Below are 26,209 nucleotides of genomic sequence, written 5' to 3' on the forward strand. Positions count from 1 at the left end.
CAGGGACTGTTATCCCCCCTGGCAAATGGTTGGTCTACTCGTCGGGCGAAGACCGAACGAGGACGGCCGAGAGCCGAGCCGCGTCGATCACGGTGAACGCATTACGTCTGCGGTCACCCTCGCCGAGACAACCCGAACACCATAGCGCAAGTGTTTATGTCCAGCTGAATCGGGTGGTCGGACTGGCCGGATTGCCCACACCCCGGTCGCGTACGCTGGAGCGGTTGCCGATCGGCCGTCTGAAAGGTTGTTGCAGTTGACCGCCTCCACTGAGGGTGTCGTCACGCCCGCCCCGCGTGGGTTGCCCGCCGAGGTCGCCCGGCGACGCACATTCGCGGTGATCTCCCACCCCGACGCGGGCAAGTCGACGCTCACCGAGGCGCTGGCATTGCACGCCAGAATGATCTCCGAGGCGGGCGCCATCCACGGTAAGGCCGGACGCAAGTCCACCGTGTCGGACTGGATGGAAATGGAGAAGGCGCGCGGAATCTCGGTGAGCTCGACCGCGCTGCAGTTCAACTACCGTGCCGCGGGCTCGGATATCGACAACGTCATCAACCTGGTCGACACCCCCGGCCACTCGGATTTCTCCGAGGACACCTATCGTGTGCTCACCGCCGTCGACGCCGCCGTCATGCTCATCGACGCCGCCAAGGGCCTGGAGCCGCAGACACTGAAGCTGTTCCAGGTGTGTCGCCATCGCGGCATTCCGGTCATCACCGTGATCAACAAATGGGACCGTCCCGGCCGTGCGCCGCTGGAATTGCTGGATGAGATCAGCGAGCGGATCGGGCTCACACCTACGCCGCTATTTCTGCCGGTCGGCATCGCCGGTGACTTCCGCGGTCTGCTGCGTCGGGGCCCGGAGGGCGCGGCGGTCGAATACATCCACTTCACCCGGACCGCGGGCGGCGCGACCATCGCACCGGAGGAATCGATCGATCCGGAATCGGCCGAGGCGCGCGAGGGTGAGGCTTGGACGACCGCTGCCGAGGAGAGCGAACTGCTCTCGGCCACCGGACAGGACCACGACCAGGAGATGTTCCTGGCCGGGCAGACCTCCCCGGTCATCTACGCATCCGCGATGCTGAATTTCGGTGTGCGACAACTACTCGAGAGCCTGGTCGCGCTCGCGCCCCCACCCGGCTCGCGTACCGATATCGGCGGCACACCGCGCAACACCACCGATCCGTTCAGCGCGGTCGTATTCAAGGTGCAGGCCGGAATGGATGCGGCACACCGTGATCGGCTCGCGTTCATGCGCATCGTCTCCGGTGAATTCGAGCGTGGGATGGTCGTCACGCACGCCCAGACCGGTCGGCCGTTCGCGACCAAATACGCGCTCACCGTGTTCGGTCGGGAGCGCTCCACCGTCGACACCGCCTATCCGGGTGATGTGGTCGGCCTCGTGAATGCCACCGCGCTTGCGCCCGGACACACGCTGTTCGTGGACAAGAAGGTGGAGTTCCCGCCGATCCCGTCCTTCGCACCGGAGCATTTCGCGGTGCTGCGGGCGCAGAGTGCGGGTAAGTACAAGCAGTTCCGCAAGGCCATCGACCAGCTCGATTCCGAAGGCGTGGTGCAGGTTTTGCGCAATGACGCGCGCGGTGACGCCTCCCCCGTGCTCGCGGCGGTCGGTCCGATGCAGTTCGAAGTCGTGACCGCGCGGATGCTCGCCGAGTTCAATGTCGAGACCCATATGGAGCACCTGCCCTACACGCTGGCCCGACGCACTGATGCGGAATCGATGGTCGAACTCGATCGGCAGCGCGGAGTCGAGGTGTTCACCCGTTCCGATGGTGCGCTGTTGGCGCTGTTCAGTGATAAATGGCGGCTGCAGTACATCGAGAAGGAGCATCCGAAGCTCACACTCGAACCCCTGGTCGCTGCGGCGGATTAGCCTCAGGACCCCGGCCCCGATTCGGAAAATCCGGCGAAGTCGGTGCTCAGGCTGATGCGCTCACCCGGCCTCTGGCTCCGCCGCCTCCGGCGCGGACTCCCGCCGCGGCTCGGCGGTACCGGGTTCGCGTTGGACCGATGCGATGCCGTCCTCCTGCGCGATCAGCCCCCAGCGACTCGATGTCAGCCGCAGGCTCGGCAGATCGCTGAGCGAAAGCACCACCTCATAGGTGCGCTCATATCCGGTATGCGCGATGCGCCAGCGACCGTCCGTGCACCGGACGTAGCGATCGGTGTAGAACGCCGCGCCGCGCAGCAGCATATTATGCGCCGGTATCAGCACGGTATCGGCGAGATACCAAGTGCCGGTGGCGGTGTCGCCGTCGACGTCGATCTCCGGATGGTCGCATCGATGCTCGGTGATGACGTGCGGGCCGAGGGTGTTGCGCATGAACGCCAGGAACGCATCCCGCGACTCGAACGACAGGTATTCGCTGTAGGTGGCGGTCGCCTCCGGGATCATGGTGTCCGCGAATTCGTCCCACGACTTGGTGTCGAGGGTGCGCAGATACCTGAACTTCAGGCGACTGATCGCTGACACAGCATCCCGGTCCATATCTCAACAATCCCATTCGAAGCCGCCGCGCTACAGAGATTGGGAGATTTGTACCAGATTGCTATCACTTCGAGCCGAAATCGGCGGTCTGCCGCAGGGTCAGTTCCCGATGGTGAAGCAGGTATGGCAGAAGTCGCTGCCGAATTCGGTCAGCCGCAGACTCTTGCGCACGATCTTGGGCGCGCGTCCTGCCTTCTTCAGCGCCGCCTCGACCACCGGCTGCACCTCGAGCACCATGTACCGGCTGAGTACCACCGGATCATCGGAAACCTGGGTCAGACCGAGGCGGTTGAGGTTGATCAGATAGGTGCGGGCGCGGTCCGGATAACGGACACCGGCCTGTTCTGGAACCGAAGTGAGATCACCGGTCACCAATTCCGAGCCGATACCGAGTGGACGGTTGGTGCGCACATCGACCGTCGGCTGCGGGCCGTTCAATGCCATGAAACGCAGAATGCGCGCCTCGTCCGGCGCCAACTCGTCGATGATGCGGTCGTAGGCGGGGTGCACGTCCTCGGTGAAGTAGACATCGGCCGAGCGGGCGAGCAGCGCATCGCCACGACGGCGCAACTCTTCGCTACTGGCCGAGCGCAGCGGCGCGCCGATGCCGACCGGCGCTGCTTGCGGCGCGCCGTTGGAAGTCGGTACGTAGCTGACGATTTCGCGCACCGACCCCTCGGTGACGCCGAGCGCGCTGCGCGCGATGGAGCGCAACGCATTACCGGTACGCTCGGCGATATCCGCCGACGACTCACCATCGAGCGCGGCCTGGGTGATCTCCTTGGTCACCTCGTAGGTCGTCTCGACGGCCCACTGACTGCCGCGCACCACCGTGCCCGCCGCGAGCCCCGCCGCCCGGAACACACCGCGAATCAGCCGTGCCTCATTGCTGATCTGCCGCTGTTCGACATCCGAGCTGCGCTCCACCGAGCGGGAACCGGCCCGGCTTATGCCCTGTCCGGTCCTGTCGTCTGTCACGTTCTCTCCGATGTATTGCCAAGTGAACGAATACGCCCACAGATTATTGCCCGCCAGCCTTCCAGGTCTGCCATACCGTGAGCCGATTGGGCCAGCGAAACACGCCGACCCCTGCTGTCGGACGCGCGCTGGTCGCCATTGTCTCCGCCGCTGGTTGACACTACGACATTCTGGACACACAGTGTGACTGATGTCTCAGACAATCCACTGTGGCCCGAGACACTCGCGTTGGACCAGCATCTCGGCCGCACAGTAGGGTCCGTCTGCCGACTGGGTGCTAGTTTGGGTTGCCGGTGAGGCGGCGGTCACCGGTATATCGGCAGGAGGGTGTCGTGTTGGAGAGTGTTTTCGGGATACATCCGACGGTCCTCCTGGAGTTAGTGACTATCCCCCTTTTCACTGGTGTCATCGGTTACATCACCAACTGGACCGGCATCCTGATGTTGTTCAAGCCGGTCGCCTTCCACGGTATTCGTTTACCCGGATTGCGTGCATTGTTTCCCTTCCTGCCCAAGCGAATTCAGGTGCTGCCGCTGCTGAGCTACGACGGCCGAATCGGCTGGCAGGGCATCGTGCCATCGCGTGCGGACAAAATGGCGAGCATCGCGGTCGACAAAGGGCTGGCGAAACTCGGCAGCGTCGCCGACTTCTATCGCGAGCTCGAACCGGACAAGCTCGCCGAACACCTCGCCACTATTGCCGATGCGCAGATCAAGGACATAGTCGAAGAAATCCTGCGTCGCGAGCATCCGCAACTCTGGTACAACCTGCCGACCGGGGTGCGCGACATGATTCACGCGCGAGTCCGCCAGCAGCTGCCCGATATTCTGCGCGAGCTGACCGAGGAATTGGGCGCCAATATCGATCAGCTGCTCGACGTCAAGCAGATGGTCATCCGTTATTTCCAGGCGCGTCCGCATCTGCTCAACACCCTTTTCCAGGTGCTCGGGGCCAAGGAACTGCGCTTCATGCAGAACTTCGGCTTCTACTTCGGCGCGCCGATGGGTGTGGTGCTGGTCGCTGTTTTGCATGTGACCGGCTGGTCGACGCTGGTGGTGCTGCCGGTCGGCGGCGTCATCATCGGCTGGGTGGTCAACTGGATCGGTCTGAATATGATCTTCGCGCCCGCCTACCCGAAGTGGTGGTGCCCGTGGCGGCAGGGTCTGCTGATCAAGCGGCAGCTCGAAATCACCGACGGCTACGCGGAATTGGTCTCCAGCCAGGTGATGACCGTCGCCAATATCGGTGACGAACTGCTGAACGGCCCACGCTCGGACCGGACCATGCAGATGCTCGAGGACACGCTGCGCCCCGCCGCGGACCGGGCGCTCGGGCCGGCGCGACCGGCGGTGAAGTTCATGCTCGGCAGCCGGGAGTACGACTCACTGCAGTCGACGCTGACCACCGAGGCGATGACCATCGCGCCGATCGCCTTCGCGGATCCGGACTTCAACATCCAGCAGGGCAGACAAATCAACGACTACATCGCCAAACAGATGTCGGCCCTATCGCCCCCCGACTTCGTGGATATGCTGCGAGCGGCCATCAAACAGGACGAATGGCTCCTTTTTCTGCATGGCGGCGTGTTGGGGCTCTTCGCCGGATACGCTCACATCCTGATCTTCGGAACGGGAGTGGCGACAACATGGCTATGACGGAAGCTGACGGCGACGATCCGCGGGCCGCCGGGCAGGGCTCAGCGCGAACCGAGCAGTCCGAAGTGGCCGAAACCCCAAGAACTTCCGAGTCGTCGATATCCGAGCAGTCGACCGAGATCGCCCGGTTGCCGCTCGGCGCGGTCGAGCGGAAGCGGCAGGTGAGCTCGGTCCGCAAAACCGTTCGCGCGACCACCGGGGTCGCCCGCGTCGCGGTGAGCGCGGCGGCCGAGGTGACCGCGTGGAGCATCGACACCGCCCTCGGCGTCGGGGCCACCGTGGTGCGCGGCAGTATCGCGGGGAATCCCCCGCGTGAAGTGCTCGCCGAGGCGGAGGCCGAGGTTCGTGACGCGGTGCGGCGTGCATTGCGTCTGCCCGTGACGCCCGAACAGCCCGCGCCCGATGCCGTTCCCACTTTGCGTGAGCAGGGGGCCGCACTGCTGCGGCTGTCGGCCAGTACGCAGGGTGAGCACCACGAAACCCACCCGGCCTTCGCGCGCATGCTCGAGGAGCTGACCCCCGATGAGGCACGCATCCTGCGCTTCCTGCACCTCGACGGTCCGCAGCCATCGATCGATATTCGCGCCGGACGACCGCGCGGCATCGGTGTCGAGCGAATCATCTCCGGACTCAACCTGATCGGAGAGCATGCGGGGCTGCGCTTCCCCAATCGGATCCAGCAGTATCTGCCCAACCTGCGCCGGCTCGGCCTGATCGAATTCGTCAAGGAACCGGTGGGAAACCCGAACCGCTACCAACTCCTCGAGGCCCAATCCCCGGTCCGAGAAGTATTGAAGCGTTCCGGTTTCGGCACCAAGGTCTACTACCGCAGCATCTCACTCACCGGCTTCGGTGCCGATTTCGTACAAACCTGCCTGCCGGTTGTGGTCCAAGACGGCCGCGCCTCCGGCACCGACTAGCCGCCGCACCGAGTCCGCCGCCGCGCAGTCAAAGGTTGTCCGGCCCCATCGGCGTAGCGAAATGCGGGCTCGAAAGGCCGATGTCTACGGCATGTCGACTACCGTCGACGGAAAATCGAACAACGCAGGCCGCCATCTCTCGGGCCTGGTCAGGCGCCGTCGGCGAGTTCTAGCCAGCGCTCCTCGGCAGCTTCTTTTTCGGCGAGGACCTGCTTCAGTTCGGTGCCGAGGGTGATGAGTTTATCGGGCTCGGTGGCGGCGTTGGCGAGGGCAGTGTGCAGGCGTTGCTCGCGTTCGGTGAGTTTGTCCATGGTGCGCTCTAGTTTTGCCAGCTCCTTGCGGGCGGCGCGGTAGGCGGCCGAGTCGGTGGCGGGAGCTTCGGCGGACTTGGAGTCGGTGGATCGCGTTGCGGCGGAGCTCGATGCGGCGCGCTTTTTCAGGTATTCGTCGATGCCGCCGGGGAGATTGGTGAGCTTTCCATCGCCGAACAGGGCCCAGGTGGAGTCGCAGATGCGCTCGATCAGATAGCGGTCGTGGCTGATCACGACCAGCGTGCCGGCCCAGTTGTCGAGCAGGTCTTCCAGTTGTTGCAGGGTATCGATGTCCAGGTCGTTGGTCGGCTCGTCGAGGAGCAGGACATTCGGCTCCGACATCAGGATTCGGGTCAGTTGCAGCCTGCGGCGCTCGCCACCGGATAGATCGCCGACCGGGGTGCGCTGACGGGCCGGGGTGAAGCCGAGACGCTCGGCCAGCTGGCCAGCGGAGATTTCCTTATCGCCCAGCATGATTCGCTGAGCGATCTGCTGCACCGCCTCCAGCACGCGAAGATCGGTCGGTAGGTCGTCGAGTTCCTGACGTAGCCAACCGATCTGTACCGTCTGCCCCTGAATGCGTTTGCCCGCCGCGGGTTCGACGGCACCGGCCAGCGTGCGTAGCAGGGTCGTCTTGCCGGAGCCGTTCACACCGACCAGGCCGACTCGCTCGCCCGGCGCCAGGCGCCAGGTCAAATCGCGGACCAACTCGCGGCCGTCCGGGGTGGTGAGGGTGGCATCCTCGAGTTCGATAACGACGCGACCGAGGCGCTTTCGCGCGAATGCGGCCAACGAGACGCTATCGCGCGGCGGCGGCACATCGGCGATCAGCTCCTCGGCCGCCTCCACCCGATAGCGCGGCTTGGAGGTGCGGGCCTTCGCACCGCGGCGCAACCAGGCCAACTCCTTGCGCGCCAGATTCGCGCGCCTGGCCTCGGAGGCATCGGCCTGCCGCGCCCGCTCGGCGCGTGCGAAAATCCAGTCGCCGTAACCGCCTTCATAACTTTCGACCTTGCCGCCGACGACCTCCCAGGTGTTGGTGGCGACCGTGTCGAGGAACCAGCGATCGTGGGTCACGACCACCAGCGCGCTGCGGCGCTCGAGCAGATGCTGGGCCAGCCACTGCACGCCCTCGACATCGAGGTGGTTGGTTGGCTCGTCGAGGACGAGCAGATCCAGGTCGCGGACCAGCGCGGCGGCCAGTGCGACGCGGCGGCGCTCGCCACCGGAGAGATTGTCGACCGAAGTGTCCAGGCCGAGGCCATCGATGCCGATACCCGCCATTACCGAACGGATGCGGGGGTTCGAGGCCCATTCGTGTTCGGCGACGCCGTAATCATCTCGGCGCTCCTCGGACCCTGCGCCGTCACGCAAGCCACCGCCTCCGTGCCCGTCGCTCGCGCCGGAGGGCATCGCGTCATCGGCCAATCCGGCCAGCACGACGGATCCAACGGTCGCGCCGACCGGAAGTACGCCGCGCTGGGTGACCACCGCCATGCGCAGCCCGCCGACCCGGCTCACCCGGCCGCTGTCTGGCGGCTCCAGCCCGGTCAGCACCTCCAACAGGGTGGTCTTGCCGCCGCCGTTCAGGCCGACGACACCGATTCGCTCGCCCGCGTGGATGCCGAGCGAAACATTGTCCAGGAGCGGTTTGATGCCGAAGCTCTTGGAGACCTGTTCGAGATTGATCAGGTTGGACATGGATCCTTCCGAGTCATGCGCCGGGCGAGTACTCGCCCCGCGCAAGCGTACCGAGCACGCCGAACCCACCGTCGCCCCACCGAACGCGTCGCCCTTTCGGAGAACTTCGCGACTTGCATGACGAACGGCGTTCGTTTACAGTCGACCGCAGCGAACAGCGTTCGTTACGAACGATGTTACGGCGCTCCTGAGACACAGCCGCAGAATGGGAGCCCTGCCTCGAAGCCGAGGTGAGTGGGCGGCACGATTTCCACTACCCCTGGAGGTTCTCATGCATGTCGGACTCGGTCTGCCCATCTCCGATCCCGCCGCCCTGCTCGACTGGGCGCGCCGCGCCGACGCGGGGCCGTTCTCCACGCTCGGCCTGCTCGACCGGCTCGTCTACGACAATCCCGAACCACTGGTCGCGCTCGGCATGATCGCCGGTGCCACCAACCGCATCAAGGTGCAGACCGAGGTGCTCATCGCGCCGCTGCGCGAGCCGACGCTGCTCGCCAAGCAGGCCGCCACCCTCGATCGCATGTCCGGCGGCCGCCTGGTGCTCGGCCTCGGTGTTGGTGGTCGCGAGGACGATCACATCGCCTCCGGCACCGAGCTGCGCTCCCGCGGCCGTCGTCTGGACGAACAGCTGGAGATCATGCGCCGCCTGTGGTCGGGCCAGCCGTACGGCACCGACTGCGGACCGATCGGTCCCGCGCCGCTGCGTCCGGAGGGACCGGAGTTGCTCTTCGGCGGCTTCCAGCCCGCCGCCATCGATCGCGTTGGCCGTTGGGGTGGCGGCTTTCTCGCGGCTGCCGCACCGTCGTGGGCCGGTGGCCTGTTCGACCTCGCTCGCCGCTCGTGGAAGGAACACGGCCGCGACGGCGCGCCCCGCATTGTCGCCCAAGTCAATGTCGCACTCGGTGCACCAGACCTGATCGAAGACGCCCGCGCCTCGATGGGCGCGTACTACGAATTCAGTGGCCGCGCCGAGTTCATGCTCGCCGGAATGCTCACCACCCCCGCCGAGATCCGCACGGCCATAGGCCAATTCGAGGATCTGGGCGCGGACGAGGTCATGCTCTATTGCTACGGCCGCGACGCCGACCAAGTCGACCGCCTCGCCGACGTGATCGCATAGTCAGCGAAACACACCGACGGTCACGGTCGGGCGCGACCTAGTGGTCGAGGCCGAACCTTCAGCGCTTGCCGGGCGTGCCGCTGCTGATGACCCGAGCGCCGGATACCGGTCCGCTGGCGGTGCGCACGCTGCGGCACACGCCCGCACCCGCGAGCTCGGCCGCGACCGCCACCGCGCCGTCCTCGCTGTCACAGAGGAATGCGCAGGTCGGACCGGAGCCGGAGACGAGCCCGGCTAGCGCCCCCGCACCGACGCCCGCGCGCAATGTTCGTCGCAACTCCGGCTTCAGCGACAGCGCGGCGGCCTGCAAATCGTTACCCAGCAGGGGCGCAAGTTGTTTCGGGTCACCGGAGGCGAGCGCCTGCATCAGCGCCTGCGGCTCACCCAGCCGGGGCGGACTGCCGAGCTCGCGTAGTCGGTCGAGTTCGGTGAAGACCGCAGGCGTGGACAACCCACCCTTGGCCAGCGCGAGCACCCAGTGAAAAGTATTGCGGGACAACACCGGAAGCAGTCGCTCGCCCCGGCCGGTGCCGAGCGCCGTTCCACCGTGCAGCGCGAACGGCACATCGCTGCCGAGTTCGGTTGCGACGGCGAACAATTCTTCGCGAGTCAACCCGACATCCCAGAGTGCGTTCAGGCCTACCAGCGCCGCGGCCGCATCCGCACTCCCGCCCGCCATGCCACCGGCCACCGGAATGCCCTTGTTGATGGCGATTTCCACCAGCGGCGCGCGGCCGGCCAGATGGGCGACGCGCACGGCGGCCTTCCACACCAAATTGGTGCGATCGGTCGGTACATCGTCGGCGCCCTCGCCGCTGACCCGCACGGTCAACGACGCGGCGGGTGCGAGTTCCAGATCATCGCTGAGCGAGAGGGCTTGGAACACCGTGGTCAGATCGTGATAGCCGTCCGCGCGCACGTCACCGACGCCTAGGTGCAGATTCACCTTGGATGGCGCGCGCACGATGACGGGACTTGGCACAACTGACAACACGGTGCTCAAGCCTATCCCGTGGGTACGACAGGTGCTCAGCTCGAGATGAGACATTCACCGCCCATGCGTCGGACGGTTACAGCAGCGCCCCGCCGGTGGCATCGATCCACTGGCCGGTAACCCACCGCGAATCGTCGGAGGCGAGAAAAGCGATGATATCCGCGATATCACCGGGCTGGCCGACACGATTCAAGGGCGACCATCCCGCCACCAACGCCTCGGTCTCACTATTGCGCAACCAGTTGGCATTCATATCGGTATCGATCACACCCGGCGCCACGGCATTCACCGTGATACCGCGTGCGCCGAGTTCCTTTGCCAGCGTTTGGGTGAAGGTATCGATCGCACCCTTGGTCATCGTGTAGGCGATCAGCTGCGGCATTCTCGCTCCGTGCGTGAGGCCGGTGGAGATATTGACGATGCGGCCGCCGTCGCGCAGTCGATCCAGGCCCAACTTGGTGACGAAGAACGGCGCCTTCGCATTGACGGCAAAGACCCGGTCGAAGGCGGCCTCATCGGTGCCGCCGATCGGTTCGCGGATGCCGTCGATGCCCGCGTTGTTGACGATGACGTCCACGCCGTCGGCGTGTGCGTCGAATGCGGACCACAGCGCCGCCGCATCGCCGGACACACCGAGTTCGGCCTTGATCGCGAAGCCGGAACCGCCCGCCGCCTCGATGGCCGCGACGGTTTCCTTCGCCGCCTGCTCGTTGCCGTTGTAGTGCACGGCGACGCGCGCGCCCTCCCGGCCAAGTCGCTGCGCGATGGCCCGGCCGATGCCGCGGCTGGCACCGGTGACCAGCGCGGTCTTGCCCTCGAGTCGGCCGGATTGCGCACCCATGACGGGCCCCTTTCTCTAGCGGTCACTACATAAAGAACGTTAGCACGTTCTCTAGTGACCGCTATAAAATGACGATATGAGTGCACCGGCCAGAGGGCGCCCCCGCTCGTTCGACCGCGACGCCGCGCTGGAAAAGGCACTGTGGCTGTTCTGGGAGCGCGGTTACGAGGCGACCTCGATCGGCGATCTGACCGCGGCGATGGGCATCGGCGCGCCGAGTCTGTATGCCGCATTCGGCGATAAGGCGACGCTGTTCGACGAGGTGGTGCAGGTCTTCGGTGCGCGCTATGGCAGTTTCATTCCACGCGCGCTCGCCGAAGAGCCGACCGCCGAGGCGGTGGTGCGCCGCATTCTGCGCGCGGCGGCGACGGAGTACACCCGTCCCGATTGCCCGCACGGCTGCCTGGTGACCAGCGCGGGCCTCAACACCACCAACACCGAGATCGCCGAAATGCTGCGCACCCTTCGCAATCGGAATATGGCGGCTTTTACCGAGCGCATCCAGGCCGATATCGATGCGGGCTTGTTGCCACCGGATGCCGATGCGGCGACGCTCGCACGGTATGTCAGCACCGTTATGCAGGGCATGTCACAGGCGGCCAGGGACGGCGCAGGGCGCGCCGAATTGGAGCGGGTTGCCGAAATGGCCACGCACGGTTGGTCTTCCGCCGTTCGTGACCGAGTCAGCCGGACCGGGAACTATCCGGATGTTCGTAGCGACTAGTCAACGAACCCGCGGAACGACAGGGCACCCCCACTTGCGTTCGATACCCGCCGGGGGTATGTTCTAGGCGTCGGGGATATACCCCCGCACCGTATGACCGAAGGAGTCGGAGATGGCCACGAGCACTTACACCGTCACGGGGATGACCTGCGGACACTGCGTCAACTCGGTCAAGACGGAGATCGGCAAGATCGATGGCGTGACCAGCGTGGACGTCGACCTTGCCAGCGGTGCGGTTCGGGTGGACAGCGCCGCCCCGCTCGCCGACGCCGATATCGTCGCCGCCGTCGACGAGGCGGGATACGAAGTCGCCGTCTGATGTAGACCCGGCTGAGATTCGCCGCGGTCGGCGGCGGTCTCGTCGCACTGTTCGGTGTCGCGCCCGTATCGGGTCCTAAGGGGGTCCGACAGGGCGACACCGGACCACGGCGCACATACTGAAGGCACCGGGCTGCCGGATTCGCGATCCAGCTACACCCTGACAAACCTCAGACTGAGCCGCAGCCACTCCCACCCGCATCCCGAACGGCAACGGTGGACGGATACCGAGTAGGCATGGCGGGAGCCTCGAGCACTGCGGGCAGTGACCTTGTTCACCTGACCGGCGCGCCGGTAGCGGACCTCGAGCCGTATCCCGGCGCGTACGCGCATCTGCGCTCTTGCACGCCAACGACCTTTCCTCCCTGCACATCATCCGCAAGGTGAAATCTGTCGCACACCAACGGGTCCGGAGGTCGGCTTCCGTGCCCAGACCCCGAGTGCGGGCGCAATTCGGCTGTATCTAGACTTCTCCCACGGCGGCGTGGTGCATACCGCCGAGTTCACCGCGCGCATCGAATCATCCACAGCGCCATCCACATCCGATGGTGGACACCATTCGGGCGGCGGTCACCCCTGACCGCATGCGCCGGCCAGCGCGTCGCCGAGCTGACATTCGGTGCGTTGACCTGCACTTTCCATTCGACACGCAGACCGTGACGACACGCATGAATTAATTGCCACAGCACATGAATCCGGTTTCGCGGCCCAACAAGGCAAAAGTTCGTTATCCACAATCTGTTTCACTTCGGCGATATCCCGGCAAGCGAGCCGGGCGGATGACGCGGTGCACGATCCCGCCTCACCAGCAACAGAAACCGACCAGTCCAGCCTGATCATCCACAGCGGCGGCAGACCGAAACCCGATGGCAGCCAGTCGACGCCGCCCGGGCGAAGTTACGGCGGGAAAGCAAGGCAGCACCCGAGCGGGTCGAATCTCATGGCAACTTGGCGAAACATGCCGCCGCGACGCGAGTTACGCCTGGGCGGCGAGGCGGACGAAGGCTGCGGTGTCCAGGGTTTCGCCGCGGGCGGTCGGGTCGATTCCGGCGGCAACCAGGCGGCGCTCCGCTTCGGCAGGGGAACCCGCCCAATGGCCGAGGGCGGCGCGGAGGGTTTTGCGGCGCTGAGCGAAGGCGGCATCGACGACCCCGAAGACGCGGCGGCGATGCGCCTCGTCCATCGGCCAGGGCGGTTCGGCATAGCGCTCGACGCGGACCAGCCCGGACTCGACGCGGGGCACCGGCCAGAACACCTGGGTGCCCACCGCGCCCGCGCGGCGCACGGCACCGAAGAAGCCCGCCTTGACGCTCGGTACGCCGTAAACGCGGCTGCCGGGTTCGGCGGCGAGGCGGTCCGCGACCTCGGCCTGCACCATCACCAATGAGGTTGTGATGCTGGGCAATTCGGCGAGCAGATGCAGCAGCACCGGCACGGCGACGTTGTAGGGCAGATTCGCCACCAGTGCCGTTGGTGCCGCGGGCAGGTCGTCCGCACGAATCCGCAGCGCATCGGCTTCCACGACGGTCAACTGCCCGGCCAGATCCGGCGCGCGATCCGCGACGGTCACCGGAAGATGTTTCGCCAGTACCGGATCTATCTCGACCGCGACCACCGAATCCACCACATCGAGCAGCGCCAATGTCAACGAACCGAGTCCCGGCCCGACCTCGAGCACCGTATCCCCGCGCCCCACCCCGGCCGCCGCGACAATCCGCCGCACCGTATTGGCGTCATGCACGAAGTTCTGTCCGAGCTGCTTGGTCGGCCGCACGCCGAGTCGCTCGGCCAGCGCCCGCACCTCGGCGGGTCCGAGCAAAGCAGCACTCCCACGAGCGGAAATATCGGGTTCGGACACGCCCGACAAGGTATCAACCCGCTCGCTGCTATCCGCCGATGCCCAGGCGACTGGTGCAAGCGGGCCATGCACCCCAGCCCTGACGGGCGCGGGTCACTTCGGCGATCGCGATCTGTTCTTCGCGGGTGGCCAGGTCCGCCCGCGGGGCGTACTTGAGGCCGCCCTGGCGTTCCCAGGTGCCCTGGTCGAATTGGATACCCCCGTAGTACCCGTTGCCGGTATTGATACCCCAGTTACCGGTGGATTCGCAGCGGGCCAGTGCATCCCAGATATCGCCGTCGCGCACCGGCGGCACCTCGGTGCCGGGCTTGGCGCCCTTGCGGACGGTCTTCGGCTGAGCCGCCACCTTCACATTGGAGGCGATCTGCCGCCGACTGACCTCCTGGCCGTTGACCATGGTGACCGCGAACGTCACGTCCTGCAGGCCGGGTGCGCCTTGGCTCTCCACCACGGTCCGGCTCATATTCAGCGTCGGATCCTCGATCACATCCTCCGGCGGATCCAGCGGCACCGTCTCGACCTTGTTCTCGACCCGCTGGCGGGTGACCACGATCCGCAGCCCATCGGTGAGCGGCGTGGTCGCGGCGGGCGAGACGCTGTCCTGCTCGATCAGCGGAATTCCCGCGACGGCAAGGAATTCACCGACGGTCGGCGCGGCCAGGCGAACATCGACCGGATTGCCGATGCCATCGAGCAGCGATACCGAACGCGGGCTGGCGATCTGCAGCGCGGCGCCTTCGAGCGGCAACCTCTCGTTGCGTGCCGGGGAAACGAATACCTCGCGGGGCAGATGCAGTTGGTCGACCACATCCCCCGCGGTCAGACCCGTCGACCACACCTTCTCGGCCTTGCCGTCCAGCGAGATCGCGACCTCGCGTGCCCGGTTGTAGGTGATGGTCGCACCATCGGTAATCGCCGCGGCCAGCGCGGGCCGGACCAGGTCACGATCGTTCACATCGAAACCCGCGGCCTTCAGCACTCCGCTGACGTTGCGCGACATGGTGGTCTGCGTCATCTGCTCACCGTCCACGACGACCGTGACCGTCTTGCGGTTGACGATTGCCATCGCGGCACCGACGATCAGCGTCACCAGCAGCGCCGCGACCGCCGCGTACAGCAGCGGCGAGCGGGACTGGTTGATCCTCGAGAATGGAGACATGATCACAGTACGATAACGAAGGGGTCAGCGGTCGACAACCGTAGTGTTACGAACCGCGGGTATCAATATTACAAAGGGATATCGACGCCGCAGGTAAATCACAAAATAGGCCGACCGGAGTGACCTAGAACACACCCGCTGGCGAAATGTGAAACAAGATCAGGTGAAATTGCGAACCCACTCGCGATTAGACCGGGTCCGGAATTCAGATGCCGTAGATGCGGCGGGCGTTGGCTGTGGTGATTTCGGCGAGGACCACAGCATCTTGTCCGCGCAATTCCGCTAGGGCACGCACCGTGTAGGGAAGGCAATACGATTCGTTGGGAGCGCCACGGAATGGATGCGGCGTGAGATACGGCGCATCGGTTTCCACCAGGATCTGCTCATCGGGCACCACATTGGCGGCCTCGCGCAATTCATGCGCATTCTTGAAACTCACGGTGCCCGAGAAGCTGAGGATGTAGCCCTCCGCCACGCACGCCATCGCCATATTGGTGTCCGAGGAGAAGCAATGGAAGATCACGGTTTCCGGAGCGCCTTCGTCCAGCAATACCGTCAGCAGATCGTGGTCCGCCTCGCGGTTGTGGATCATCAGCGGTTTGCGCAGCCGTTTGGCCAGGTCGATATGCCAGCGGAAGCCTTCGACCTGATCCTCGATATCGGCGCAGCCCGCCAACTTGCCCGGCCAGTAGTAATCAAGACCGGTTTCGCCGATCGCCACCACGCGCGGGTCGGTGGCCAAACGCTCCAGTTCGGCCTTGGCCACATCATCGAGCGCATTCGCCCGCGTCGGATGCAGCGCCACGGCGGCGAAGACCCGTCGATCCCAATTCGCGGCCTGTACGGCCCACTGTGCCGCGGCCAAATCGTCGGCGACAGTCACCACCTGGCCGACCCCGACCGAGGCCGCCCGGTCCACGATCACGGCGGTCGAGTCCGCATCGCTCGCCCCGCAGGCATCCAGATGGGTATGCGCGTCCACCAGCGGCGCGAGCGGTTCCGGCAGCTCGGGCGCGGGTCGTTTGGCGCTCACGACTCCGCCTCGCCGACGCTCGGCTCCGTCGCGCCCGCCGGGCGCCGAGACATCGCTCGCTCGCTCATCGGCAGACTCCGGCGCACCAGAACGCGGGCGCGCGACGGCGACCATCACCTCGGGGGATATTCACGTGAGCGTCGGAATCCACGCGCATTACAGTAGATGCACCATGACCGCAGCTGACCGCCCCGCCTTCTACATCACAACGGCCATCGCATACCCGAATGGTGCGCCGCACATCGGGCATGCGTACGAATACATCTCGGCCGACGCCCTCGCCCGCTTCAAGCGGCTCGACGGTTATGACGTCTTCTTCATGACCGGCACCGATGAGCACGGGCAGAAGATGCAGCAGACCGCGGTCGCCGAGGGGGTGCCGGTGGAGGAGCTCGCCGCGCGCAACTCGGATGTGTTCGAGGCGTTGGACAAGACACTCGACATCTCCTACGACCGCTTCATCCGCACCACTGATGACGACCATCAGGTGGCCAGTGCCGCGATCTGGGAGCGGATGCTCGCCAACGGCGATATCTACCTGGACAACTACTCGGGCTGGTACTCGGTGCGCGACGAGGCTTTCTACACCGAGGAAGAAACGACACTGCTCGAGGACGGCACCCGGATCTCGACCGAGTCGAAGACGCCGGTCACCTGGACCGAGGAGTCGAACTACTTCTTCCGGCTGTCGAACTACCAGGACAAGCTGCTCGCGCTCTACGACGAACATCCCGAATTCATCGCGCCCGCAACGGCTCGCAACGAGATGGTGAGTTATGTGAAGGCGGGTCTGAAGGATCTGTCCATTTCACGCACCACCTTCGACTGGGGCGTGCCGGTACCCGGCCATCCCGATCATGTGATGTACGTATGGGTGGACGCGCTCACCAACTACATCACTGGCGTAGGTTTCCCGGATACGGAATCGGTTGCGTTCCAGCGCTTCTGGCCCGCCGATGTGCACATCATCGGTAAGGACATCACCCGGTTCCACACCGTGTACTGGCCCGCGTTCCTGATGTCGGCCGGGATCGAATTGCCGAAACGCGTTTTCGTACACGGGTTCCTGTACAACAAGGGCGAGAAGATGTCCAAGTCGGTCGGCAATGTGGTCGACCCGCTCGCGCTGGTCGATGAATACGGCGTCGACGCGGTGCGCTTCTTCTTGCTGCGCGAGATCTCCTACGGTCAGGACGGCAGCTACAGCCACGAGGCGATCGTCGGTCGGGTCAATACCGATCTGGCCAATGAATTCGGAAATCTGGTGCAGCGCAGCCTGAAGCTGGTCGCGCGCGACTGCGGCGGTGTGGTGCCGACGCCGGGCGAATTCACCGAGGCCGATCGCGCGCTGCTCGACCGCGCCAATGGTCTTTTGGAGCACTGCCGCGCCGAATTCGACGCCCAGCAAATGCATTTGGCGCTGGAGGCGATCTGGTTGACGCTCGGTGAGGCCAACCGCTACTTCTCCGCGGAAGCACCATGGGCGCTGGCCAAGGCCGGCACCGAGGAGTCGCTGGCCCGCGAGGCGACGGTGCTGTATGTGACCATCGAACTGCTGCGCATCGTGGCGATTCTGGTGCAGCCGGTCATGCCGGAATCGGCGGGCAAGATCCTGGATCTGCTTGCCACGCAGAACCGTTCGTTCGCTGATATCCCGACCTCGCTGGTCCCCGGCACCCCGCTGCCGGAGCCCGAAGCGGTCTACCCCCGCTACGTGGAGCCGAAGAAGTAATCAATAGAAGATGTAGCACGAGCTACCGCATCTGGGATAGCAAGACTGCTGCTGGGGTGACCACTAGGAGTTGTGCCCGGACGATCTGCTGACCGAGCTCATTGGCGCCGCTCAACACGAAGATCACCGCATCACTGAAGCGCTACCGCCGATAAAGCGGTAGCGCTTCAGGTTCGGCCGAGCTTCCAGGAACCTACTTCCAGCGGTCGAGCAGCCGATTGATCTCGGCGGTCAGCGCCCACTGCAGCATGGGGCCGAAGGTGATGCGGCCGACGCCCTGTTCGGCGAAGACGGCCTTATCCGACTTATCGGGCAGCCCGACAACGCTGATCGGCAGCGGCAATTCGCTGGTCAACCTGCGCATATCGGTATCGGAGTGCCGACCCGCCGGGAACAGCGAATCCGCACCCGCCGCTGCGGCCAGCCGCAGGCGCGCGATGGCGCGATCAACGCGGTCGCTCGCGTCACCGTCCTCACGCATGAACAGGTCGGTGCGCGCATTGATCACCACATGCACGCCCGCCGCGTCGGCGAATTGCCGCAAACCGCGCACGAAATCGGCATGCTCCTCCGGCGTGCGCAACCGGCCGCCCTCGCTGTGCACCGTGTCCTCGACATTGAGGCCGATCGCACCCGCATCCAGCAGCCCCTCGATCAGCTGCGCGGGCTCGAGCCCGTAGCCGGATTCGATATCGACCGAGACCGGAACGTCGACCGCGCCGGTGATCTGACGGACGCGGGTCAACAGCTCCGTGAACGTCATTCCTTCCTTATCGCTGCGCCCGACCGAATCGGCGACCGGATGACTGCCCAGGGTCAGCGCCGAGAATCCCGCCGCGACAGCGACATTCGCCGACCACGCATCCCACACCGTCGGAAAGACACCGGGGTTGCCCGGCACGTGCAATTCGAGAAACGCCTTCGCCTTGCTTTCCAAAGAGGTCATGACACCGATCATCGTCGCGCCCGTGATCGATAGCACTATGACACTCCCCATCCGGCTGCCCGGGAGTGTCGGCGATGGCGAGTCGCGCTAGGAACTGTCACCGCCGTCGCGGCGTGCGGTCAGCACCGCGTCGTACAGTTCGCGGCGGGAAACACCGGTCGCGGCGGCCACCTGGGCGCACGCGTCCTTGAGGCGAATACCCTCGGCGGTCAGCGATTCCACCTGGTCGACCAGATCGGCGGGATCGGCCGCGACAGGTTGGGCGCCTTCGAGGACGACGGTGATTTCACCGCGCGCCCCATCGACCGCCCAAGCGGCGAGTTCGCCGAGATTGCCGCGCACGACTTCCTCATAAGTCTTGGTCAGTTCCCGGCAGACCGCGGCCCGCCGGTCCGGGCCGAGCACTTCGACCGCATCGGCCAAGCAGTCGGCGAGCCGGTGCGGCGCCTCGAAGAATACGCAGGCGCGCGGCTCGGTGAGCAAGGTGCGCAACCACTCTCGACGCTGACCGGATTTACGCGGTGCGAATCCGTCGAAGCAGAAGCGCTCCACCGGAAGCGCGGACAGCGCCAGGGCGGTGGTCACCGCCGACGGTCCCGGCAGGCAGGTGACCGGCAGTTGACGCTCCACACAGGCCACCACCATGCGATAGCCCGGATCGCTCACCGACGGCATGCCCGCATCGGTCACCAGCAGTACCGTGCGGCCGCTTTCGATGTCATCGAGCAGCGCGGGAATCTTCGCCGACTCCACGTGGTCATCGAAGCGAAGGACCCGCCCGGTGATCGCCACATCCAGGGCCTTTGCCAGGGCACGGGTGCGCCGGGTGTCCTCGGCCGCGACGATATCGGCGGAGCCGAGCGCCTCGCGTAGCCGCTGTGAGGCATCACCGACCTCACCCATCGGCGTCGCCGCGAGCACCAATCGACCCACCTGGTCCGCCACAATGCTCCTGTTCCCTCGACCGCGTAGTTCCAACGCAGCGTATCGGCCCGATGCCGCCGACCACGCCGCAGACCGCCGCGGCCATCCAATTCCATCTCCGCCGCACCCCGCAGATTTCGGTATCGAATGGCGGCACTGATGGAAAAATCCGTGAATGCAGTTCAGGGTGTGATTCGCGCTGCGGCGCGCTCACCGGTGCGGGTCACGGCGGCGCGCACAGCATACGATCGGGGCGTGACCCAGGTGACCGACCAGCGCGCGACCATAGCCGGGGCCCTGCCCTCTTGGTCGAGCCCCGCGCCCCTGCGTCCATCGCCCGACTTCGGGCCGCTCGACAAGCTCCAGGGGTGGGTGGTCACCGCGGTACTCACCGCGATCGCGGCGTTGACGCGGTTCATCATGTTGGACTATCCGACCGACGCCTACACCCCGGTCTTCGACGAGAAGCATTACGCGCCGCAGGCCTGGCAGGTCCTCACCGGCGGCGGCGTCGAGGACAACCCCGCATACGGACTGGTGGTACATCCCCCGATCGGCAAACAGCTGATCGCGGTGGGCGAGTGGATGTTCGGCTACAACGGCTGGGGTTGGCGATTCAGCGCGGCGCTGGCGGGCACGATCCTGGTACTGCTGGTCATCCGGATCGTGCGCCGGATGGCGCGCTCCACCATGGTCGGCGCGATCGCGGGCATTCTGCTGATCGCCGACGGACTGACCTTCGTCTCCTCGCGCATCGGCATGCTCGATATCTTCATGGGGGTGCTGGTCACCGCTGCCTTCGGCTGTCTGATCGTGGACCGCGACGAGGTCAGGGCCCGAATCGCCGAGGTGGACTACGAGGGTCGCATCAATGCGAGCGAATGGGGTCCGCGACTAGGAGTGCGCTGGTGGCGTTTCGGCGCCGGGCTACTGCTCGGACTCTCCTGCGGCACAAAGTGGTCCGGGATGTACTTCATCCTCGCGTTCGGACTCATGAGCGTCTATTTCGACGTCTCAGCGCGGCGCGCCTACGGTGTGCGACGGCCCTGGGTCGGCGCGGCGGTGCGCGATGTCGGACCCGCGCTGTATTCGTTGGTGCTGATTCCGCTCGGGGTGTATTTGGCCAGCTACTGGGCCTGGTTCGCCAGTGAGGACGGTGTCTTCCGCTATGCGGTCGGCAATCAGGTCGGTCGCGACGGTCGGTGGTCGTTCCTGCCGAATGCGCTGCGCTCGCTGTGGTACTACAGCGGCGAAACGCTGCGCTTCCACGAGGGTCTGACCAATTCGGCCGGTAACCATCACCCCTGGGAATCCAAGCCGTGGACCTGGCCGATGGGGCTGCGGCCGATGCTCTACTACTACGCCGACAGCGGCGTCACCGGCTGCGGTCAGACCCAGTGCGTGAAGGCGGTGATGCTGATCGGTACCCCGGCGATCTGGTGGATCGCTTTCCCGGTGCTGGGCTGGATGCTGTGGCGCAGTGTGGTCCGTCGCGACTGGCGCTACGCGGCGGTGCTCACCGGGTACGGAGCCGGGCTCATTCCCTGGTTCTTCACCCTCGATCGGCAGATGTACTACTTCTACGCGGTACCGCTGGCGCCGTTCCTGGTGATGGGGATCGCGCTGGTGTGCGGCGATATCCTCGGCCCTGCCCGATCGGTACGAATACCGCGAAGTCCGGCGGGCACCTATCTGCCCGCCGTGCCGAGTGAACGGCGCAGCCTCGGACTGCTCGCGGTCTGTATCTATCTCGGCCTGGTGATCGCGAATTTCATCTGGCTCTGGCCGATTCTGACCGCGCTGCCGATCACCCCCGGCAACTGGCACGACCATCTGTGGCTGCCCAGTTGGCGCTGATGACTACCCCTCCAGAGCCGACCTGACGTACTGCAAGGCGGCCTCGTCATCGAGACCGAGGCGTCGAATGGCGGCGACGTAATCGGTCGCGGCGCGGCCCGCCAGATCCTTGGTCGGATCACCGGAGGATGCGATGAAAGATCCTTGCCTGCCCCGGGTTTCGACCACCCCATCGGCCTCGAGTTCCCGATACGCCCGAGCGACCGTATTCGGCGCGAGTCCGAGTTGCGCGGCCAGAGCTCGCACCGTCGGGATCTTCGTCCCCGCCGTCAACTCACCCGAGCGCACCTGCGCGATGACACCGAGGCGCAGCTGCTCGTAGGGCGGTATCGAGGAGTCGTGGGTCACGGTAATGGTGAACATCACATGCTCACACGTCATCGCGGGACAGCGGGCAGGACATGCAGCGCGGTCCACCACGGCCGGAACCCAATTCGGAGCCAGGTATGCGCAGCACCTCGATACCAGCGTCCTCGAGCCGCGTGTTGGTCATATCGTTGCGCTCGTAGGCGACGACCACGCCGGGCGCGAGCGCCAGGGTGTTGTTGCCGTCGTCCCACTGCTCGCGTTCGGCGGTGACCCCGTCGAGTCCGGTATCGATGACCCGCAGTTTGCCGATGCCCATCGCCTCCGCGGCCGCCGCCAGAAACGGATCGGGGCCGCGCATACTCACCCGCGCCTGATCGTTGCGGCCGCCGCCGAAATCGGCATCCGACTCCGCGTCCTCGCGATGAATCGTGAACGCGCACAGCGAATCCCGCACCGCCGGATACATCACGATGGCATCGGTGTCGACCATGGTGCAGACGGTGTCCAGATGCATGGTCGCGCGACTCTGGGCGATCGGGACGACCAGCACGGTGTGCGCGAGATTGTCGTCGAACAGACTGCGCGCCAACGCTTCCGCGCCCGCGGGCGAGGTGCGCTCACCGACACCGACCGCGACCACCCCCGGCGCGAGCAACAGCACATCACCACCCTCGATCGGCGCGGTATGCGATTCGTAGGCCCGCCGCACGCCGAGGAAGCGCGGATGGAATGCGTAGATGAGATCGGTCAGCGAGGTCTCGCGCATCCGGGCGGGCAGGGCGAGTGAGGTGATCGCCACCCTCGGACCGACCCAGAATGACGAATCCCTGGTGAACAGCAGATTCGGCAGCGGATCGATGACGAAATCCGCGCCGTGGTGCATGCGCCGCACCAGTGAGGTGTTATCGCCTTCGAAGGGCAGTTCGTCGAAGGTCATCCCGGCCATCAGGATATTGGCAAGATCCCTGGCCCGAACGCCGCGCAGGAAGGCCGCGAGCTCGTCGGCCAGCATATGCCCGAGTTTGCGCGCGTCGACGGCGCCGGAGATGCCCTGGATGCGGGCCGCGCCGCTGACCGAGAGGGTTTCGGCGAGTAGATCGGCGAGTAGCAGCACCTCGACGCCGCGCTCACGCAGCACACCGGAGAAGATGTCGTGCTCCTGCTGCGCCCGCTCGACCCACGGAATGCCGTCGAAGAGCAGTTGATCGTTATTGCGCGGCGTCAGCCGCCGCAATTCGTCGCCGGGCCGGTGCAGCAGCACCGTGCGCAAGGTGCCGACCTCCGAGGTAACCGCCAGTCGACCGCCCGGCTCGCCGACACCATCGAACCCATCGTCGGCACCGCCATCGTGCCCCGCCCGCACCGCGTCTGCTGCCATGATCCGACCGTAGTTCGCCGAGGGCGTAAGAGCACGCAATTGGCTGTCTTCCGATTCCGACTCCAGCACACCCTAACCTGAAGTATTGTTCAGGTGAATGGAGGAGCGTGATGTCGACAACCGATTGGCGAGCGAAGGAGCTGACCCCCGGGCAGCTGTCCGAGCGTAGCGGAGTAGCGGTCTCCGCGTTGCACTTCTACGAACGCGAAGGCCTCATTTCGAGTCGTCGCACCAGCGGAAATCAACGCAGATACGCGCGCGAAACGCTGCGTCGCGTCGCCTTCATCCGCATCTCCCAGCGGGTCGGCATTCCATTGAGCGAAATCCGGGCAGCACTGGACAAACTCCCCGAGGGCCGCACCCCCACTCGGCGCGACTGGGAGACGCTGTCCACCGCATGGCAGGCCGACCTCGACGACCGCATCACCCAGCTGACTCGCCTGCGCGACAACCTGACCGGCTGCATCGGCTGCGGCTGCCTGTCACTCGGCAGCTGCCGTTTGGTCAATGAACACGACCGCCTCGGCGAACAGGGTCCGGGCGCCCGCGTGCTCGATGTGACGCTCAACTGCCCATCGAAGCCAGCAACCTGCTGAACCGATCGCTGGTGCGGCGAATCACGAATTCGTAGGGGTAGGCGAATTTGCGAGCCCACCAATAGCCGAACCGGATATCGAAGGAGGTGTAGACGAGGAACCGATTGCGCTCGATACCGCGAAGGATCGCCGCCGCAACATGTTCCGGCGATGCGGCGTGCTTGGTGAACGCCGTGGTGAGTCGCTTTATCCTCGGATCCTCCCTGTCCACGCCGACCAGCTCGACGCTCTGCACCAGCGGTGTGTTCACCGCGCCGGGCACCACCAGATGCACCGAAATATCATGGCGCCGCAAATCGACTCGCAAAACCTCGGAGACGCCGCGGATACCGAATTTGCCCGCGCTGTAGGCGGCATGCCATGGCAGCGCGAGGATTCCGGCCGCCGAAGAGACATTCACCAGTGCCCCACCGCGTTTCGCCCGGACCATCGGCGGCACGAAGTTCTCGATCACATGGATCGGGCCCATCAGATTGACATCCACCATTTTGCGCCAGTGGCGATGCTCGAGGTTCTCGACGGTGCCCCAGGCAGAGGTGCCCGCGATATTCATGACGATATCGAGGCTGCCGAATTCGGCGTGCACATCGGTGGCGAAGGCGGTGACCGCGTCGTAGTCGGTGATATCCAGAGCACGTGCGGCGAGCACGGTACCGCCCGCCTCCTTGATGGTGCGAACCGTATCCTCGAGGCCCTCGGCATTGATATCGGTCAGCACCAGTTCGGCATCCCCAGCCGCGGCCGCCAGGGCGGTCGCCCGGCCGATTCCACTCGCCGCCCCGGTGACAAGCACCTTCGCATCCCGCACTGTCTTCCTGCGCCCAAAACCAAGCACACCGGATCCCATCTCGAATAGGCCGAATCGGTTGCACGCAGGGTACGCGGCAACAGTGACCTTCCGATGTTCATACGGCGTAAGCGAGTCGCGGAGTTCGAAGCGGGACGGCCAGTGCGCCGCAATGCTCCATGCCACCGCCCTGGGCCGAGCGAACTGCTCCAGCCGGCGGCGGCACCTTCGAAGACCGGCGACAACCGCGAGTATTCTGTGGGAAAGTGCGGGCGGTTTACCGCCCGAGCACCGCCAACATCCCCGCGACCGCCTGGGCCAGGTGAACTGCTCCGCTCGGCTGCGCGCTGCCCTCCGACGACCGACGGTGTGCGACGACCGCGAGCATTCTGTGGGGAAGGTACGGGCGGGTTACCGCCCGAGCACCGCAAGCATCCCCGCGACCGCCCTGGGCCAGGTGAACTGCTCCGCCCGGCTGCGCGCTGCCCTCCGACGACCGACGGTCGGCATCGCGAGCACATCGGTGACCGCTCGAGCGAAGGCGGACGGGCGATCGGCGGCGACCGCGCCGCATTCGGCGGTGACGATATCGGCGAGCGCCGAGGATCGGCTGGCCACGACCGGGGTACCTGCGGCCAAAGCCTCCAGCGCGGCGAGGCCGAAGGTTTCGTGCGGGCCGGGTGCCAGCGAAACATCGGCGGTCGCAAGCAGTTTCGCCACCATGGCCCGGTCGGTGATGAATCCGGTGAAGTGCACTGCGGGCAGCCCACCGGTCAGTGGCGGTAGCGCACGGGCGCGACGCTCCAAGGCTTCGCGCCGCGGCCCCTCCCCCGCGACGACCAGCCGCGCCTCGACGCCTGCCTTGTGCAGCGCGCCGATCGCCTCGATGCTGCGATCGACTCGCTTCTCCACCGACAATCTCCCACAATGCACGAGCAGCGGATGCCCTGGCACGCCGAGATCGGCGCGCAAGCGATAGTCGCGGCGGCGCGGGCTGAACAGCTCCAGATCCACTCCGAGCGGCACCAGTTCGACATTGGGCGCATCGATGCGCAGGAACTCCGCGCGCGCGAATTCCGTCGTGCAGACCACGATGTCGTAGTCGTCGGCGGTGCGCCGGTTGGCGATATCGGCGCATCGGCGTGCCACCGGCCCTGGCATGACCTGGCCCAGCAGTCGGTCAAGGCGCTCGTGCGAGATCATCACGCTCGCCACGTCCCTGGTGCGCGCCCAGCGTCCGAACCCTCGCAGCGTCAGCCGATCCGAAACCTCGAGCACGTCCGGACGCAATCCGGCCAGCACATCGGCCACCCGGCGCGGATCCGCCGCCCGATAACCGCCGGTCCACGGAATCGCCAAGGCAGGCAGGGTTATCCGCACCGCACCGGTCGGCAGGATCTCCTCGGTCCGGCGCGGTCCTGGCACGATCAGCACCACCTCGTGCCCGGCGGCGACATACCCCTCGCCCAGATGATGCAATGCGGTGCGCAGCCCACCCGACCGCGGACCGTAGAAGTTCGCCAGTTGCACGATGCGCACATCGCCGATCGTGC

At 65.7% G+C, this 26,209-nt stretch carries 23 protein-coding genes; 9 read left to right on the forward strand and 14 right to left on the reverse strand.

What is annotated here, in order from left to right; all coding sequences use genetic code 11:
- Positions 1–256 precede the first annotated feature (256 nt).
- Positions 257–1,900 carry a peptide chain release factor 3 gene (locus tag ACIBG0_RS30750; protein ID WP_397037180.1) on the forward strand — a complete coding sequence of 548 codons (1,644 nt, stop codon included), beginning with the start codon at positions 257–259 and terminating at the stop codon, positions 1,898–1,900.
- 60 nt (positions 1,901–1,960) lie between these two features.
- Here the strand turns inward: ACIBG0_RS30750 and ACIBG0_RS30755 are convergent, their stop codons facing one another.
- On the reverse strand, positions 1,961–2,515 hold the full coding sequence (locus ACIBG0_RS30755) for a nuclear transport factor 2 family protein (protein ID WP_397037182.1): 555 nt from the start codon (positions 2,513–2,515) through the stop codon (positions 1,961–1,963).
- Between the two features lie 99 nt (positions 2,516–2,614).
- Positions 2,615–3,493 (reverse strand): Abi-alpha family protein, encoded by an 879-nt coding sequence (locus ACIBG0_RS30760; protein WP_397037184.1) that lies wholly within the window; start codon positions 3,491–3,493, stop codon positions 2,615–2,617.
- Between the two features lie 332 nt (positions 3,494–3,825).
- On the opposite strand from ACIBG0_RS30760, the gene ACIBG0_RS30765 reads away from it, so the two are divergent.
- A complete protein-coding gene (locus ACIBG0_RS30765; RefSeq protein WP_397037186.1) occupies positions 3,826–5,148 on the forward strand; it encodes a DUF445 domain-containing protein in 1,323 nt (440 codons plus the stop codon).
- A complete protein-coding gene (locus tag ACIBG0_RS30770; protein WP_397037188.1) occupies positions 5,145–6,068 on the forward strand; it encodes an Abi-alpha family protein in 924 nt (307 codons plus the stop codon). The genes ACIBG0_RS30765 and ACIBG0_RS30770 overlap by 4 nt, the downstream gene beginning before the upstream one ends.
- A 149-nt stretch (positions 6,069–6,217) precedes the next feature.
- Here ACIBG0_RS30770 and ACIBG0_RS30775 read toward each other — a convergent pair whose 3' ends face one another.
- Positions 6,218–8,080, reverse strand: coding sequence for an ABC-F family ATP-binding cassette domain-containing protein (locus ACIBG0_RS30775; RefSeq protein ID WP_397037190.1), 1,863 nt, complete (start codon positions 8,078–8,080; stop codon positions 6,218–6,220).
- A gap of 271 nt (positions 8,081–8,351) precedes the next feature.
- On the opposite strand from ACIBG0_RS30775, the gene ACIBG0_RS30780 reads away from it, so the two are divergent.
- Positions 8,352–9,200: an LLM class flavin-dependent oxidoreductase gene (locus ACIBG0_RS30780; protein ID WP_397037191.1), complete on the forward strand. Its 849-nt coding sequence runs from the start codon at positions 8,352–8,354 to the stop codon at positions 9,198–9,200.
- A 58-nt stretch (positions 9,201–9,258) separates the two neighbouring features.
- Here ACIBG0_RS30780 and ACIBG0_RS30785 read toward each other — a convergent pair whose 3' ends face one another.
- Positions 9,259–10,194, reverse strand: a complete 936-nt coding sequence (locus tag ACIBG0_RS30785; RefSeq protein ID WP_397037193.1) for a 4-(cytidine 5'-diphospho)-2-C-methyl-D-erythritol kinase — start codon at positions 10,192–10,194, stop codon at positions 9,259–9,261.
- A 76-nt stretch (positions 10,195–10,270) separates the two neighbouring features.
- A complete protein-coding gene (locus ACIBG0_RS30790) occupies positions 10,271–11,035 on the reverse strand; it encodes an SDR family oxidoreductase (protein ID WP_397037195.1) in 765 nt (254 codons plus the stop codon).
- Between the two features lie 76 nt (positions 11,036–11,111).
- Between ACIBG0_RS30790 and ACIBG0_RS30795 the strand changes: the two genes are divergently transcribed.
- Positions 11,112–11,759: a TetR/AcrR family transcriptional regulator gene (locus ACIBG0_RS30795; RefSeq protein WP_397037197.1), complete on the forward strand. Its 648-nt coding sequence runs from the start codon at positions 11,112–11,114 to the stop codon at positions 11,757–11,759.
- A 112-nt stretch (positions 11,760–11,871) separates the two neighbouring features.
- Positions 11,872–12,078 (forward strand): heavy-metal-associated domain-containing protein, encoded by a 207-nt coding sequence (locus ACIBG0_RS30800; RefSeq protein ID WP_397037199.1) that lies wholly within the window; start codon positions 11,872–11,874, stop codon positions 12,076–12,078.
- Positions 12,079–13,053: 975 nt separating this feature from the next.
- On the opposite strand, the gene rsmA is transcribed toward ACIBG0_RS30800, so the two are convergent.
- The 3 genes from rsmA to ACIBG0_RS30815 form a co-directional block, all read right to left on the reverse strand.
- Positions 13,054–13,935 carry a 16S rRNA (adenine(1518)-N(6)/adenine(1519)-N(6))-dimethyltransferase RsmA gene (gene rsmA / locus ACIBG0_RS30805; RefSeq protein WP_397037201.1) on the reverse strand — a complete coding sequence of 294 codons (882 nt, stop codon included), beginning with the start codon at positions 13,933–13,935 and terminating at the stop codon, positions 13,054–13,056.
- Positions 13,936–13,963: 28 nt separating this feature from the next.
- Entirely contained in the window at positions 13,964–15,094 is a 1,131-nt protein-coding gene (locus tag ACIBG0_RS30810; RefSeq protein WP_397037203.1) for a transglycosylase family protein, read from the reverse strand.
- 205 nt (positions 15,095–15,299) lie between these two features.
- The gene (locus tag ACIBG0_RS30815; RefSeq protein WP_397037205.1) at positions 15,300–16,127 is read right to left on the reverse strand and encodes a TatD family hydrolase; all 828 of its coding nucleotides are present in this window, start codon (positions 16,125–16,127) and stop codon (positions 15,300–15,302) included.
- A gap of 145 nt (positions 16,128–16,272) precedes the next feature.
- Here ACIBG0_RS30815 and metG point away from each other — a divergent pair, with 145 nt between their 5' ends.
- On the forward strand, positions 16,273–17,859 hold the full coding sequence (metG, locus tag ACIBG0_RS30820; RefSeq protein ID WP_397037260.1) for a methionine--tRNA ligase: 1,587 nt from the start codon (positions 16,273–16,275) through the stop codon (positions 17,857–17,859).
- Positions 17,860–18,052: 193 nt separating this feature from the next.
- Here the strand turns inward: metG and ACIBG0_RS30825 are convergent, their stop codons facing one another.
- Both ACIBG0_RS30825 and rsmI read right to left on the reverse strand, forming a co-directional pair.
- Positions 18,053–18,805 (reverse strand): isocitrate lyase/phosphoenolpyruvate mutase family protein, encoded by a 753-nt coding sequence (locus tag ACIBG0_RS30825; RefSeq protein WP_397037207.1) that lies wholly within the window; start codon positions 18,803–18,805, stop codon positions 18,053–18,055.
- Between the two features lie 87 nt (positions 18,806–18,892).
- Complete coding sequence (gene rsmI, locus ACIBG0_RS30830) at positions 18,893–19,750, reverse strand: 16S rRNA (cytidine(1402)-2'-O)-methyltransferase (RefSeq protein WP_397037209.1); 858 nt, start codon at positions 19,748–19,750, stop codon at positions 18,893–18,895.
- Positions 19,751–19,984: 234 nt separating this feature from the next.
- On the opposite strand from rsmI, the gene ACIBG0_RS30835 reads away from it, so the two are divergent.
- Entirely contained in the window at positions 19,985–21,586 is a 1,602-nt protein-coding gene (locus ACIBG0_RS30835; RefSeq protein WP_397037210.1) for a dolichyl-phosphate-mannose--protein mannosyltransferase, read from the forward strand.
- A 3-nt stretch (positions 21,587–21,589) separates the two neighbouring features.
- Here ACIBG0_RS30835 and ACIBG0_RS30840 read toward each other — a convergent pair whose 3' ends face one another.
- Both ACIBG0_RS30840 and arcA read right to left on the reverse strand, forming a co-directional pair.
- Complete coding sequence (locus ACIBG0_RS30840) at positions 21,590–21,949, reverse strand: GntR family transcriptional regulator (protein ID WP_397037261.1); 360 nt, start codon at positions 21,947–21,949, stop codon at positions 21,590–21,592.
- 7 nt (positions 21,950–21,956) lie between these two features.
- Entirely contained in the window at positions 21,957–23,273 is a 1,317-nt protein-coding gene (gene arcA / locus ACIBG0_RS30845) for an arginine deiminase (protein ID WP_397037212.1), read from the reverse strand.
- A 110-nt stretch (positions 23,274–23,383) separates the two neighbouring features.
- Here arcA and soxR point away from each other — a divergent pair, with 110 nt between their 5' ends.
- Positions 23,384–23,869, forward strand: coding sequence for a redox-sensitive transcriptional activator SoxR (gene soxR, locus ACIBG0_RS30850; protein WP_397037214.1), 486 nt, complete (start codon positions 23,384–23,386; stop codon positions 23,867–23,869).
- On the opposite strand, the gene ACIBG0_RS30855 is transcribed toward soxR, so the two are convergent.
- Positions 23,838–24,716 carry an SDR family oxidoreductase gene (locus ACIBG0_RS30855; RefSeq protein WP_397037215.1) on the reverse strand — a complete coding sequence of 293 codons (879 nt, stop codon included), beginning with the start codon at positions 24,714–24,716 and terminating at the stop codon, positions 23,838–23,840. The two genes, soxR and ACIBG0_RS30855, sit on opposite strands and share 32 nt — an antisense overlap.
- Positions 24,717–25,067: 351 nt before the next feature.
- Positions 25,068–26,195 (reverse strand): glycosyltransferase, encoded by a 1,128-nt coding sequence (locus ACIBG0_RS30860; protein WP_397037217.1) that lies wholly within the window; start codon positions 26,193–26,195, stop codon positions 25,068–25,070.
- Between the last annotated feature and the right edge of the window lie 14 nt (positions 26,196–26,209).

The organism is Nocardia sp. NPDC050630 (assembly GCF_044457245.1).
In the GTDB taxonomy this organism is placed as follows: Bacteria; Actinomycetota; Actinomycetes; order Mycobacteriales; family Mycobacteriaceae; genus Nocardia.